Source organism: Pseudoclavibacter sp. JSM 162008 (assembly GCF_041366455.1).
Lineage (GTDB): Bacteria > Actinomycetota > Actinomycetes > Actinomycetales > Microbacteriaceae > Pseudoclavibacter.
This window is the reverse complement of sequence record NZ_JBEWYX010000012.1, coordinates 43,804-55,743: the sequence shown is the minus strand read 5'-3', so window position 1 is coordinate 55,743 and position 11,940 is coordinate 43,804. Positions and strand designations below refer to the sequence as shown.

The 11,940-nt window shown below is 67.5% G+C and carries 13 protein-coding genes and 1 tRNA gene; 8 read left to right on the top strand and 6 right to left on the bottom strand.

From position 1 onward, the window contains the following. Positions 1-9 precede the first annotated feature (9 nt). Positions 10-693 (top strand): response regulator, encoded by a 684-nt coding sequence (locus ABVF28_RS11295; protein WP_371030563.1) that lies wholly within the window; start codon positions 10-12, stop codon positions 691-693. Between the two features lie 83 nt (positions 694-776). Here ABVF28_RS11295 and ABVF28_RS11290 read toward each other — a convergent pair whose 3' ends face one another. Next, a complete protein-coding gene (locus ABVF28_RS11290) occupies positions 777-1,376 on the bottom strand; it encodes a DNA modification methylase (protein ID WP_371030523.1) in 600 nt (199 codons plus the stop codon). Between the two features lie 177 nt (positions 1,377-1,553). Here ABVF28_RS11290 and ABVF28_RS11285 point away from each other — a divergent pair, with 177 nt between their 5' ends. The 3 genes from ABVF28_RS11285 (at position 1,554) to rlmB (ending at position 4,570) form a co-directional block, all read left to right on the top strand. Further along, positions 1,554-2,036, top strand: coding sequence for a CarD family transcriptional regulator (locus ABVF28_RS11285; protein WP_068479837.1), 483 nt, complete (start codon positions 1,554-1,556; stop codon positions 2,034-2,036). Positions 2,037-2,153: 117 nt separating this feature from the next. Then, a complete protein-coding gene (cysS, locus tag ABVF28_RS11280) occupies positions 2,154-3,578 on the top strand; it encodes a cysteine--tRNA ligase (protein ID WP_371030522.1) in 1,425 nt (474 codons plus the stop codon). Further along, positions 3,575-4,570 carry a 23S rRNA (guanosine(2251)-2'-O)-methyltransferase RlmB gene (gene rlmB, locus ABVF28_RS11275; protein WP_104312482.1) on the top strand — a complete coding sequence of 332 codons (996 nt, stop codon included), beginning with the start codon at positions 3,575-3,577 and terminating at the stop codon, positions 4,568-4,570. The genes cysS and rlmB overlap by 4 nt, the downstream gene beginning before the upstream one ends. 85 nt (positions 4,571-4,655) lie before the next feature. Here rlmB and ABVF28_RS11270 read toward each other — a convergent pair whose 3' ends face one another. The 5 genes from ABVF28_RS11270 to msrB all read right to left on the bottom strand — a co-directional run bounded on the left by ABVF28_RS11270 (position 4,656) and on the right by msrB (position 8,593). Beyond that, positions 4,656-6,074 (bottom strand): hypothetical protein, encoded by a 1,419-nt coding sequence (locus ABVF28_RS11270; RefSeq protein WP_371030521.1) that lies wholly within the window; start codon positions 6,072-6,074, stop codon positions 4,656-4,658. Then, a complete protein-coding gene (locus ABVF28_RS11265; RefSeq protein WP_371030520.1) occupies positions 6,064-6,897 on the bottom strand; it encodes a TIGR03943 family protein in 834 nt (277 codons plus the stop codon). Before ABVF28_RS11265 ends, ABVF28_RS11270 begins: the two co-directional genes overlap by 11 nt. Next, on the bottom strand, positions 6,890-7,945 hold the full coding sequence (locus ABVF28_RS11260; RefSeq protein ID WP_104312479.1) for a permease: 1,056 nt from the start codon (positions 7,943-7,945) through the stop codon (positions 6,890-6,892). Before ABVF28_RS11260 ends, ABVF28_RS11265 begins: the two co-directional genes overlap by 8 nt. A gap of 72 nt (positions 7,946-8,017) precedes the next feature. Continuing rightward, positions 8,018-8,093, bottom strand: a tRNA-Thr gene (locus ABVF28_RS11255). An 83-nt stretch (positions 8,094-8,176) separates the two neighbouring features. Next, the gene (msrB, locus tag ABVF28_RS11250; protein WP_371030519.1) at positions 8,177-8,593 is read right to left on the bottom strand and encodes a peptide-methionine (R)-S-oxide reductase MsrB; all 417 of its coding nucleotides are present in this window, start codon (positions 8,591-8,593) and stop codon (positions 8,177-8,179) included. A 106-nt stretch (positions 8,594-8,699) separates the two neighbouring features. On the opposite strand from msrB, the gene ABVF28_RS11245 reads away from it, so the two are divergent. From ABVF28_RS11245 to groL, 4 genes are all read left to right on the top strand, one after another. Further along, the gene (locus ABVF28_RS11245; RefSeq protein WP_104253823.1) at positions 8,700-8,993 is read left to right on the top strand and encodes a DUF3263 domain-containing protein; all 294 of its coding nucleotides are present in this window, start codon (positions 8,700-8,702) and stop codon (positions 8,991-8,993) included. Positions 8,994-8,997: 4 nt separating this feature from the next. Continuing rightward, a complete protein-coding gene (locus ABVF28_RS11240; protein WP_371030518.1) occupies positions 8,998-9,549 on the top strand; it encodes a LytR C-terminal domain-containing protein in 552 nt (183 codons plus the stop codon). Between the two features lie 261 nt (positions 9,550-9,810). Further along, positions 9,811-10,026: a cold-shock protein gene (locus ABVF28_RS11235; RefSeq protein ID WP_068479823.1), complete on the top strand. Its 216-nt coding sequence runs from the start codon at positions 9,811-9,813 to the stop codon at positions 10,024-10,026. A 219-nt stretch (positions 10,027-10,245) separates the two neighbouring features. Then, positions 10,246-11,865 carry a chaperonin GroEL gene (gene groL / locus ABVF28_RS11230; RefSeq protein ID WP_104253821.1) on the top strand — a complete coding sequence of 540 codons (1,620 nt, stop codon included), beginning with the start codon at positions 10,246-10,248 and terminating at the stop codon, positions 11,863-11,865. The last annotated feature ends 75 nt before the right edge of the window (positions 11,866-11,940 follow it).

Genomic DNA, 11,940 nt, shown 5'->3' with positions numbered 1-11,940 from the left:
ATGACCACCGTGACCCGCATCCTCCTCGTCGAAGACGAATCAGCACTGCACGAGCCGCTCTCCTTCCTCCTCGGACGGGAGGGGTATGACGTCGCGGTCGCCGAGACCGGCCTTGACGCGCTCGATCTGTTCGACCGCGACGGCGCCGACCTGGTGCTCCTCGACCTCATGCTCCCCGGCGTTCCAGGCACCGAGGTGTGCAAGCAGATCCGCCTCACCTCGAAGGTGCCGATCATCATGCTCACGGCCAAGGACAGCGAGGTCGACATCGTCGTGGGGCTCGAGCTCGGCGCCGACGACTACGTCACGAAGCCGTACTCGACGCGGGAGCTGCTGGCGCGTGTGCGTGCCGTGCTCCGCCGCAACGAGCAGGAGGAGGAAGGCGAGGACGACAGCATCATCGAGGTCGGCGAGGTGCGCATGGACCTCGATCGTCACACGCTCGAGGTCTCCGGCAAGGTGACGCCGATGCCGCTCAAGGAGTACGAGCTCCTCGAGTACCTCATGCGCAACTCGGGACGCGTGCTCACCCGCGGCCAGCTCATCGACCGCGTCTGGGGGCCCGACTACTACGGCGACACGAAGACGCTCGACGTGCACATCAAGCGCATCCGCAGCCGCATCGAGGACAAGCCGTCGACACCGGTCAGGCTCGTCACCGTTCGTGGCCTGGGCTACCGCTACGAGGGCTGAGCTCGCTCCTGGCCCATGCCAGGTGAACGCAAGAAGGGCGCATCCGGGTGGATGCGCCCTTCTCGGCGGTCTGCGGGTGGCGACTAGGCCGTGCCGCCCTCTTCCGGCTCCTCGGTGGGGGCCGGGGTCGGGGCGATGCTCGGCGGTGCGGCCGGCGGCTCGGTCTGAGCGGGCCCAGGCACGAGCGTCGAGTACTCCGGAAGCGTGCCGTCGAGGACGGGAACGCTCACGGCCTGCACCGACTGCTCGCCGTCGAGTGTCGCGGTGAACGTCACCTCGTGGGTCGAGCCCGGGGCGAAGTCCATGCCTTCGAGGAGCACGCTGGCGCCCTCGCCGAAGCCGACCTGGGTCACGCCTGCGGCGGCGTCGACGGGGACGGTCACGACGACGTCCTGCTCGACACCGTTGATCAGTCCCTTGTAGGTGATGTCGAGCGAACCGGCGCTGCCTGTGTGGTTGACGACCGCGAAGATGAGGTTGGCACGGTCGGTCACGTCGGTGCCCGTCAGCGTGTCGGTGATGAGGATCGCGTTGCGAACCTCGAGCTCGCCGACGTTGGCGTTCGTGCCGTCACTCGCCGAGTACTGGGTCGTCGTGCGCTGGGGGGAGATGTAGTTGCAGCCGGCAAGCCCAACCGCGACTACGGCGGCAAGGGTGACGGACGCGACGGCGCGGATCTTCACGTCTGGAGCCTCCAGGTTCGGATCGTGCGGCTGTCGCCGCACGAATTCACAGGATGCAGCAAGCCTATCTGATCTAGCTGCAGCTCCCGGACGACGCGGCGGCGGACTCTACCACTTCCACCCTCGGATGGGCCCTTTTGACATGGTACTCTTAGGTGCCGAAAGGGGCTTGTATTTATGCAGTTTGAGGTCGGGGAGACAGTCGTCTATCCCCATCACGGCGCGGCCACCATCTCAGAGGTGAAGATCCGAGTCATCAAGGGTGAAGAGAAGACGTTCCTCAAGTTGAACGTTGCACAGGGAGACCTCGTCATCGAGGTCCCTGCTGACAACGTCGACCTGGTCGGAGTGCGCGATGTCATCGGACAGGACGGTCTCGACCGTGTGTTCGAGGTTCTGCGAGCCCCCATCACCGAGGAACCGACGAACTGGTCCCGCAGGTACAAGTCGAACCTTGAGAAGCTCGCCTCTGGCGACGTCATCAAGGTCTCCGAGGTCGTCCGCGACCTCTGGCGCCGCGACCAGGACCGGGGTCTCTCCGCTGGGGAGAAGCGGATGCTCGCGAAGGCCAGACAGATCCTCGTCTCGGAACTCGCTCTCGCGGAGAAGACCGACGAGGAGAAGGCCGGAGACGTGCTCGACAAGGTCCTCGCGTCCTAGTCGGCTGACATCGGCGGTCTCTCTCGGGACTGTCGTTCGGCGCACGTCACACGCTTCATCGTCGGGGCCGCAGGGACGTTCACTCGTCCGTGCGGCCCCGACGCGTATGCTGGTGCAGTGAATCAGCGCATCTACGACACGCAGACGCAAGCACTCGGCGACTTCACGCCGCTCGTGCCAGGCAAGGTCTCGCTGTACGTCTGCGGGCCGACGGTGCAGTCCGCGCCGCACGCTGGTCACCTGCGTTCTGCGCTGGTCTACGACCAGTTCCGTGCATGGTTCGAGGCGACCGGGTCGCGCGTGACGCTGGTTCGCAATGTCACGGACATCGACGACAAGACCCTCGCCGGCGCGACGGCGGACGAGCCGTGGTGGGCGCTCGCGTACCGAGTCGAACGCGAGTTCAACGCGGCGTACTCGGCTCTCGGCATCCGCCCGCCCACGTACGAGCCCCGCGCGACGGGCTCCATCCCGGAGATGCAGCAGCTGATCTCGCTGCTCATCGAGCGCGGCCACGCCTATGCAGCGGCCGACGAGAGCGGCGACGTGTGGTTCGACACCGGCAGCTGGCCGAGCTACGGCGAGCTCACCCACCAGCGTCCTGAGGACATGGCGGAGGGGGAGGCCCCCAGCCGAGGGAAGCGGAGCGCCGCCGATTTCGCCCTCTGGAAGGGACAGAAGCCGGGCGAGCCGGACTCGGCGGCCTGGTCTTCGCCGTGGGGTTCGGGGCGACCGGGCTGGCACATCGAATGCTCGGCCATGTCGACGAAGTACCTCGGGCCGACCTTCGACATCCATGGCGGCGGACGAGATCTCCGCTTCCCGCACCACGAGAACGAGCTGGCGCAGTCCCGCGCGGCGGGCCTCGAGTTCGCTCGCACATGGGTGCACAACGGGCTCGTTTCGGTTGCCGGGCAGAAGATGTCGAAGTCGATCGGCAACACCGTCTCGGCCGCCGATCTCCTCGCCGCCGCGCGTCCGATCGTCGTCCGCTACTTCCTCGGATCCGCCCACTACCGCTCGACGATCGAGATCGGTGAGAACTCGCTCGACGAGGCGGCGGCATCCTTCGCGCGCGTCGAGGCGTTCCTGGAGCGTGCCGAGCGGGCAGGTCTGCTCGCATCCGTCGTCGAGGACGCGCCGCCGAGCCTCGCCAACCTGCCCGAGGCGTTCGTCGCGGCGATGAACGACGACTTCGCAGTCCCTCAAGCCGTCGCCGCGCTGCACGAGGCCATCACCGCCGGCAACCAGGCATTCGACACCGGCGCCCCCGACGCGGCGGCGCGCGCCGGCCGTGAGGTCACCGCGATGCTCGACATCCTCGGCATCAACCCACGCGCTGAGCAGTGGAGCGGGGGAGTGGATGCGACGGGCGAGACGGCCCTCGCCGCCCTCGTCGATGCGCTGCTCGTCGAGCGCACGCAAGCCCGCGGTGCGAAGGACTTCGCCCGCGCAGATCAGATTCGAGACACGCTGGCAGCAGCCGGCGTGCAGATTGAAGACTCGCCGAACGGCAGCTTCTGGACGTTGGAGAAGGCATGAGCACGAACTCGCGCGGAAATCGCAGCAAGAAGGGCCCCACGAAGGGCACCGGCGGCAATGGCCGCAAGTCCCTCGAAGGTCGAGGCAACACGCCTCGTGCCGAGGACCGCTCCTGGCACGTCGCCGGCAAGCGCAAGGCGGCGAAGGAACGCCTCGAGGCTGCTCGTGGCGGCTCCAAGCCGCGTCCGGCGCAGCGTGAGGGCGGGGCGCCCCGCCGCGCCCGCACCGACGACAGCACGGAACTCGTCACCGGCCGCAACTCGGTCGTCGAGGCGCTCCGCGCCGGCATCCCGGCGACGACGCTCTACGTCGCCGCCCGGGGCGAGATGGACGAGCGCGTCAAGGAGATCTTCAAGATCGCCACCGAGCGCAAGATCCCGATCCTCGAGGTCATGCGCCCCGAGCTCGATCGCATGGCGGGCCGCGACGCGGTGCACCAGGGCGTCATCATCAAGGTGCCGGCCTACACGTACGCGGACCCCATGGAGGAGCTCGACCGCGCCATCCAGCGCCGTCGCAACCCGCTCTTCGTCGCGCTCGACGGCATCACCGACCCCCGCAACCTCGGTGCCATCGTGCGCTCGGTGGCCGCGTTCGGTGGCGACGGCATCATCGTGCCGCAACGTCGCTCGGTCGGTATGACCGCCTCGGCGTGGAAGACCTCGGCAGGTGCCGCTTCGCGTCTCCCCGTCTCCATGGCCTCGAACCTGACGGCCACCATCAAGGCGTACAAGAAGGCAGGCGTGTTCGTCATCGGCCTCGACGGCGACGGCGACGTGTCGCTGCCCTCGCTAGAGCTTGCGACCTCACCGCTGCTCATCGTCGTAGGCAGCGAGGGCAAGGGCCTCTCGCGCCTCGTCACCGAGCACTGCGACGCGATCGTCTCGATCCCGATCGACGGGGCCACCGAGTCACTCAACGCCGGAATCGCCACGAGCATCACGATGTACGAGGTCTCGAAGCTCCGCGCGGAGAAGCGCGCGGCCAAGTAACCAGGGCGTTCGACGCTGAAGGGCCTCACCCCCGCGGGTGAGGCCCTTCGTCATGCCAGCACAGATGGATGACCGCTGGTAGCCGTCAGCGGCACCACGAGGTCAGGAAGCCGGTGAGCCGACGCAGTTCCGCGCCGCTCGCGATGTCGATGACGGTGGTCGTCGACTGCTTCATGCCAGGGAGCACCGCGTAGCCGTCCGGTCCCTGCGCGCCGAGCCCCGTCTCGACGGCGAGGTACTGGCCGTTGGGGGAGACGCAGATGTCGCGCAGCCATTCGCCGCTCTCGCCCGGGTCGAACAGCGTCCGCTGCCCAGCCGTGTCGGCGAGCTCGACCGTGACGTCGGCGAGCCCGGCAGCCGCATCCGCAACGGCTGAGATCTGCGTCCCATCTGGACTGAGCACGCTCGTCTGCGTGAGGTACTGCGTCTCGCTGAGCGAGATCGGGGCGGGGGTCAGTGCTCCGGCGGTGCCCGAGCTGAGATCGAACAGCGTGTAGCCGCCGACACCGGACGTGACTGCGGTTGCCGTGCCCGGCACGAAGCCGTGGAAGTGCTGCGCCTGGCCGATCGGCTCGGCGGGTGTGCCCGCCAGGACGTTGACGAGGTAGAGCTGCTCGTCGAGGGTCTGCGCGATGAGGGCACCGGTTCGAGGGGCGAACGCCCACGCGGAGACCATGAGCGGGGTCCCGTCTGGTCCCGCGACCTGCTTCGGCCGGAACGAGGTGTCGCTCGTGTCGAAGACGAACAGCGACCGAACGAGCTCCGTCTGCCCGTCGGCGTGCATCCCGTCGATGACGAACCCGATGAGCCCACTCTCCGCATCCGCGGCGAGACTCGAGAAGTTGCCCGTCGCATCCACGTTCAGGGGTACGGCCGGCCCGGGCTCGGCGCGGGGTGCGACGCCCACGGTCCCGAGGCCCGCGGTGTCCTGCTCGACGACGGCGACGAACGCGTCGGTCAGCGCGTACTCCTGGATGCGGGGCGCGGTGAAGAGGATGCGCGGCTCTCCGCCGCCGGAGACGTTCGTCTCCACGACACGGTCCTCGAGGCTCCCGCCGGTGGAGATGGCGCCGCGGACCAGCGTCGACACCTCGAGCTGGGGTGTCGTGAACTGCGTCTCGAGCGTCGAAGCGACCCCCGTCGAGGAGCTGACCGCGTCTGCGACGGTGAGCGTGTAGTCCGTGTCGTAGGCGAGCAGCTGCTCGAAGGTGAGCGTGATGGTGCCGTTCTCCTGCGAGAGGCTGTAAGCGGCGGCCGGCTCGAGGACGACCTGTGCGGGGTTGATCTCCTGCAGCCGCTGGTTGGGTGTCAGTACGAGGCGCGTGCCCTGCTGCTCGACCGTGCCGATCGCGTTGACCGCCGTCGAGGCGACGCGCGGCCCCTGCAGGATGTTGCCGACGGCGAGACCCGCCGCGAGCAGGGCGAGCACGACGACCGCGAGGATGAACGTCTTCCGGAAGCCTCGTCCCGTGCGGGCGTCAGGCGAGCTGAGATCAGTAGACATATGGGTCGCTCGGCTGGTCGATGGCGGCGACGGTCGTGGGCATGAGCGCCACCCGTTCCGCGCTGGACGCGCTCGGGTTCGTGACGAACGCGCCGTCCACCTCGACCCAGGTGTCGACGGGGTAGTTCGCCTGCCAGCCGGGCTGGTGCACGGCGACGCCGACAGGCGCGGCGTCGATCGCGCAGCAGTTCACGACGAAGCGGGCGAGGATGAACGCATCCGGCGCGTCCGGATCGACGGTCACGAAGCCGACGAGCTTGGCGCGCTCGCCCAGGACCTGCTGCTCGCCGTCGCCCTGCCGGAGCATTGCCGCCCAGTCCTTGACCGTGAAGCTGCTGGTGTCGCGGCCGCGCAGCGTCTCGCCTTCGTCGATCGGAGAGTCCACGGTCTGCGCGTTGGCGTTCAGCGAGCGGTTCTCGACGGCCGCCGAGCTCAGGGTCACGGGCGGCGCGATGATGAGCGCGACGAACGCCGTCACGACGACGACCAGCGTGACCGTCGTCGAGGTGATGACAGCGATCCGCTGGCGGGCGCCGAGGCGCGGACGTCGATTGTTGCGCCGGGCGCTCGACGTGCCGAGCGCATCCGATTCATGCGAGTGGTCGTGGTCGTGCTCGTGGTCGTGCTCGTCACGGGAGGGCGTGGCCGCGATCGCGGCGATCGCCAGGATCCCGCCGATGACCGCCATGATCGAGGTGAAGACGAAGTAGCGCGGGTGGATGTACAGCGAGAGGCCGCCGGTCATCGAGAGCCATACCGTCGCGACGACGGTGATGAGGGTGAGGGCGACGCCGCGCCACCTGGAGAGCAGTCGTTCAAGCAATGAGGTTCACTCCGAGTCCGAGGGTGAAGGCCGACAGCGCGACGATGAGGGTGATGCGGGCGAGGACCGCGCTCGTGTAGGTCGTGCGCATGAGGGCGAGCATCTTGACGTCTATCATGGGGCCCATCACGAGGAAGGCGACGATGCCGCCAGGCATGAAGGTGCCGACGAACGAGAGCGCGAAGAAGGCGTCGACGTTCGCGCAGATCGAGATGACGAAGCCGAGGGTCATGAGCACGAGCACGGAGAGCACCGGATGCTCTCCGAGGGTGGTGAGCAGGTCGCGCGAGACGCCGACTTGGATGGCCCCGGCGATGGCCGATCCGACGAAGAGCGCGGGCAGCATCGTCGAGGTCTCCGCACCGAACATCGACGCGCTCGCGCGGAACCGCTCGCGCACGCTCGAGCCCGTCTCGTGGCCGTGTTTCGCCTCCAGCTCGCACGTCGCGGCGAAACTCGGTGTGAGCAGGTCCTGTGGCTTCGGGTGGCGGCTGAAGAGGAACCCGATGACGTTCGCGATGACGAAGCCCCCGATGATGCGGGCGGCGAGGATGCCGTGGTCCCAGCCGAACGCCTGGTACGTCGTGACGATCGTGATGGGGTTCAGGATGGGGGCCGCCAGCAGGAACGTGATCGACTCGGCGGGCGTGAAGCCGCGCAGCACGAGGCCGCGTGCGAGCGGAACGTTGCCGCACTCGCAGACGGGCAGCGCGATGCCGAACAGTGAGATGACGGCACGCCGAAGCCACGGCGTCTGCGGCAGGATGCGCATGAGGAAGCCCGGCGGAAGCCAGTGCTGCACGACGATCGAGAGCAGGATGCCGAGGATGATGAACGGCATCGACTCGATGACGACGCTCAGCGAGAGCGTGACGAAGTCGGTGATCGGCCCGAGTGCCGGCTGGTCGTCGAGCGACGCCGTGAGCGTGCGGATCGCGATGAGCGTGAGCACGAGGCCCGCCCCGATCGTCAGCCCGAGAACTCCGCGGTTGGCGGCCGTGCGCTGCTGCGGGAGCTTGGTGCGCTGCGCGGTCGTGTGCTCGTGCATCCAGCCGAGTATAGTTCGGGCCGCTTTCACGAAGTGGGGACGTGTCAGGGCTGTGCGCCGGAAGACGCATCGTGGAGCCGACTGCGAGGTTCGAACTCGCGACATCCGCTTTACAAGAGCGGTGCTCTACCAGCTGAGCTAAGTCGGCCTGCTGCAATCGCAGCGGCACCATCATAGTCATGCGGTGCACGTCCCCGCGCACCGCATGGCTGTTGATGGATGCCCGTGCGCTTACTCGGAGGAGGTCTCTTCCTCGGGTGTGAAGGAGAGCGACAGCGAGTTCATGCAGTAGCGGTCGCCCGTTGGCGTGCCGAAGCCGTCAGGGAAGACGTGCCCGAGGTGGGAGCCGCAGTTGGCGCAGCGCACCTCGGTGCGCACCATCCCGAGCGAGCGGTCCTCGAGCAGCTCGACCGCGTCCGGCCGCACGGACTCGTAGAAGCTCGGCCAGCCGCATCCGGAGTCGAACTTCGTTCCGGCCTTGAACAGCTCTGAGCCGCAGGCGCGGCAGGTGTAGAGGCCTGCGCGACCCTCCTCGAGGAGCTCTCCCGTGTAGGCCCGCTCCGTGCCTGCCTCGCGCAGCACGTGGTACTCCTGCGGCGTGAGCTCCGCGCGCCACTCGGAATCGGGCTTGTTGACGGCGTAGGACACCGTGCCTCCTGGAAAATCGACGAGACCGCTGGGAGCGGCCGGGGAGGATCGAGCATACGCGCGTTGCGTGAGTCCAGTCGGTGAACCCTGCTCGTACACTTCGTGCATGGCACGGGACGTGGAGCTCAGCGACCTCGAGCGCGCGCTGCTGGATTTCGAAGACGGGAATCCGCGGCAGAATGCGGCGAAGGCGGCAGCGATCAGGGATCGCTTCGGCTGGTCGACGACGCAGTACTACCGAAATCTCGCTACGCTCATCGAGACACCAGCTGCGCTTGTCCATCAGCCGATGCTCGTCGGCCGCCTGCGGCGTGCGCGCGAGCGGCGAGCGGACGAGCGCCAGTTGCGGCGCGAGCAGCGAATGTCCAGCGCCTCTCCCACCTCAGGACGGATTCGGTAGACACGTGAATTACCCCAAGGATCGCTTCGACGACATCCCACCAGGGCTTGACCGCCGCGGAGCGCATCGCGCGCCCCGCACGCGCCTCGCCAAGCTCGCCTCGTGGCTCTGGGGTCTGCTCGCCGTCGTCGTGATCGTCGCCGTTGCCGCCGTCGCGATGCAGGTCATCAACGGCGCCGTCTCCTTCAGCCCGACCGCGGAGACAGAGACGAGTGAGACTCCGACGGCGGAGGCGCCGGTCGAGGAGGCTCCGGCCGAGGTCGTGCCGCAGCTCGACCCGAACGTCTCAGTGCGCGTTCTCAACGGAACCGAGCTGGCGGGCGTCGCGGGCGGCACCACCACGGAGCTCGCAGCCGCGGGCTGGAACGTCACCGAGACGGCGGATGCTCCGACGTCCGACTACGAGACGACGACCGTCTCCTACAACGACGCCTCCCAGGAGGCTGCGGCGCTCGCCCTCGTCCAGTCGCTCGGTGGGGGAACCGCCGTCCTCGACCCGAACGTCGCCGCAGCAGGCACGATCGTGGTCGTCGTCGGCCTCGACCTCGCCGGGTAGCCATTCGCGGGTGCACGGTGGCTCGACACGGAGGATGATCCAGGGATTCTCCGGGGAATGCGGCTCATGTGTTCCGTGCGTGTGAACATCTGGAGACAAAACGTCGCCAGGTGACGTGATCCCGGTTTTGGGCTTCCTCGCTCAACAGGTCGCCACCTAGTATCTTGCTCGAGTCCTGGGCACCATCGTTCGTCCCCCTCGCACGCATGCAGGGCTCCGCGGGTTGGCGCCTGCGAGTACTACTGAGCAATGGAGACAAACATGGCGAATGGAACCGTGAAGTGGTTCAACGCTGACAAGGGCTACGGCTTCATCACTGTGGATGCGCTCGACGGCGCTGCTGCACAGGATGTGTTCGTGCACTACAAGGCCATCGAGATGCAGGGCTATCGAGTCCTCGAAGAGGGCCAGAAGGTCGAGTTCGAGATCGGTGCGGGCGATAAGGGCCCGCAGGCGGAGTCCGTGCGCGCGCTCTGACCGCACGCTGGGAACGGCGTCGGCCCTCATGGGTCGGCGCCGTTCCGTGTTCAAGCGGACATCGGCGTCTCTTCAGGCCCGGCTCGTTCGCCCGCAGCGAGAAGGCGTGGGGTGGCTTGCACTCGACAGGGTCGAGTGCCAATATGGATTTGCACTCGCCTCGTTCGAGTGCCAACCACGAACCTCACGAACCACGTCCGGAAAGGACGCAGTACACATATGTCGAAGATCATCGCTTTTGACGAAGAGGCCCGTCGCGGGCTTGAGCGTGGACTGAACACGCTCGCCGACGCGGTCAAGGTCACGCTCGGCCCACGTGGCCGCAATGTCGTGCTCGAGAAGAAGTGGGGCGCGCCCACGATCACGAACGACGGCGTCTCCATCGCCAAGGAGATCGAGCTCGAGGACCCGTTCGAGAAGATCGGCGCCGAGCTCGTCAAGGAGGTCGCGAAGAAGACCGACGACGTCGCCGGTGACGGAACCACCACGGCTACCGTCCTCGCTCAGGCACTCGTCCGCGAGGGCCTCCGCAACGTCGCAGCTGGCGCCGACCCGATCTCGCTCAAGCGCGGCATCGAGAAGGCCGTCGAGGCTGTCGTCGCCGAGCTCCTCTCCTCCGCCAAGGAGGTCGAGACTAAGGAGCAGATCGCTGCCACCGCGTCCATCTCGGCCGCAGACGCTCAGATCGGCGAGATCATCGCCGAGGCCATCGACAAGGTCGGCAAGGAAGGCGTCGTCACCGTCGAGGAGTCGAACACCTTCGGCACGACGCTCGAGCTCACCGAGGGCATGCGCTTCGACAAGGGCTACCTCTCGCAGTACTTCGTCACCGACCCCGAGCGCCAGGAAGCCGTCTTCGAAGACGCGTACATCCTGATCGTCAACGGCAAGATCTCCAACATCAAGGACCTCCTGCCTGTCGTCGACAAGGTCATCCAGGCCGGCAAGCAGCTCCTCATCATCGCCGAGGACGTCGAGGGCGAAGCTCTCGCGACGCTCATCGTCAACAAGGTCCGCGGCATCTTCAAGTCGGTCGCCGTCAAGGCTCCCGGCTTCGGAGACCGCCGCAAGGCTCAGCTGCAGGACATCGCCATCCTCACCGGTGGTCAGGTCATCAGCGAAGAGGTCGGCCTCAAGCTCGAGAACACGACGCTCGACCTCCTCGGAACCGCCCGCAAGGTCGTCGTCACCAAGGACGAGACCACGATCGTCGAGGGCGCTGGCTCGCCCGAGCAGATCGCCGGCCGCGTTGCGCAGATCCGCGCCGAGATCGAGAACAGCGACAGCGACTACGACCGCGAGAAGCTCCAGGAGCGCCTCGCGAAGCTCGCCGGTGGCGTCGCCGTCATCAAGGCCGGAGCCGCGACCGAGGTCGAGCTCAAGGAGCGCAAGCACCGCATCGAGGACGCCGTCCGCAACGCGAAGGCTGCCGTCGAAGAGGGCATCGTCGCCGGTGGTGGCGTTGCGCTCATCCAGGCTGGCGCTCGCGTGCTCGGCTCGCTCGACCTCCAGGGCGACGAGGCGACCGGCGTGAACATCGTCAAGGTCGGCATCCTCGCACCGCTCAAGCAGATCGCAACGAACGCTGGCCTCGAGCCCGGCGTCGTGGCCGAGAAGGTCGCCGGACTCGAAGACGGCTGGGGCCTCAACGCCGCAACCGGCGAGTACGTCAACCTCATCGAGGCCGGCGTGCTCGACCCAGTGAAGGTCACGCGCTCCGCGCTGCTCAACGCAGCGTCGATCGCTGGTCTCTTCCTCACGACCGAGGTCGTAGTCGCCGACAAGCCCGAGAAGGCTGGCGCACCGGCGATGGACCCGGGCGCTGGAATGGACTTCTAAGCACCACACGCAAGTAGACAAGCGGGCGGCTCCCCAGGGAGCCGCCCGCTTCGTCGTGCCGTCGCCGGGTGAGCG

What these genes read in the sequence shown, in the direction of transcription:
- ABVF28_RS11285 (WP_068479837.1), top strand. Translation starts at nt 1,554, where the DNA reads ATGCAGTTTGAGGTCGGGGAGACAGTCGTCTATCCCCATCACGGCGCG.
- rlmB (WP_104312482.1), top strand. Translation starts at nt 3,575, where the DNA reads ATGAGCACGAACTCGCGCGGAAATCGCAGCAAGAAGGGCCCCACGAAG.
- ABVF28_RS11270 (WP_371030521.1), bottom strand. Translation starts at nt 6,074, where the DNA reads ATGTCTACTGATCTCAGCTCGCCTGACGCCCGCACGGGACGAGGCTTC.
- ABVF28_RS11260 (WP_104312479.1), bottom strand. Translation starts at nt 7,945, where the DNA reads ATGCACGAGCACACGACCGCGCAGCGCACCAAGCTCCCGCAGCAGCGC.
- ABVF28_RS11245 (WP_104253823.1), top strand. Translation starts at nt 8,700, where the DNA reads ATGGCACGGGACGTGGAGCTCAGCGACCTCGAGCGCGCGCTGCTGGAT.
- ABVF28_RS11235 (WP_068479823.1), top strand. Translation starts at nt 9,811, where the DNA reads ATGGCGAATGGAACCGTGAAGTGGTTCAACGCTGACAAGGGCTACGGC.
- groL (WP_104253821.1), top strand. Translation starts at nt 10,246, where the DNA reads ATGTCGAAGATCATCGCTTTTGACGAAGAGGCCCGTCGCGGGCTTGAG.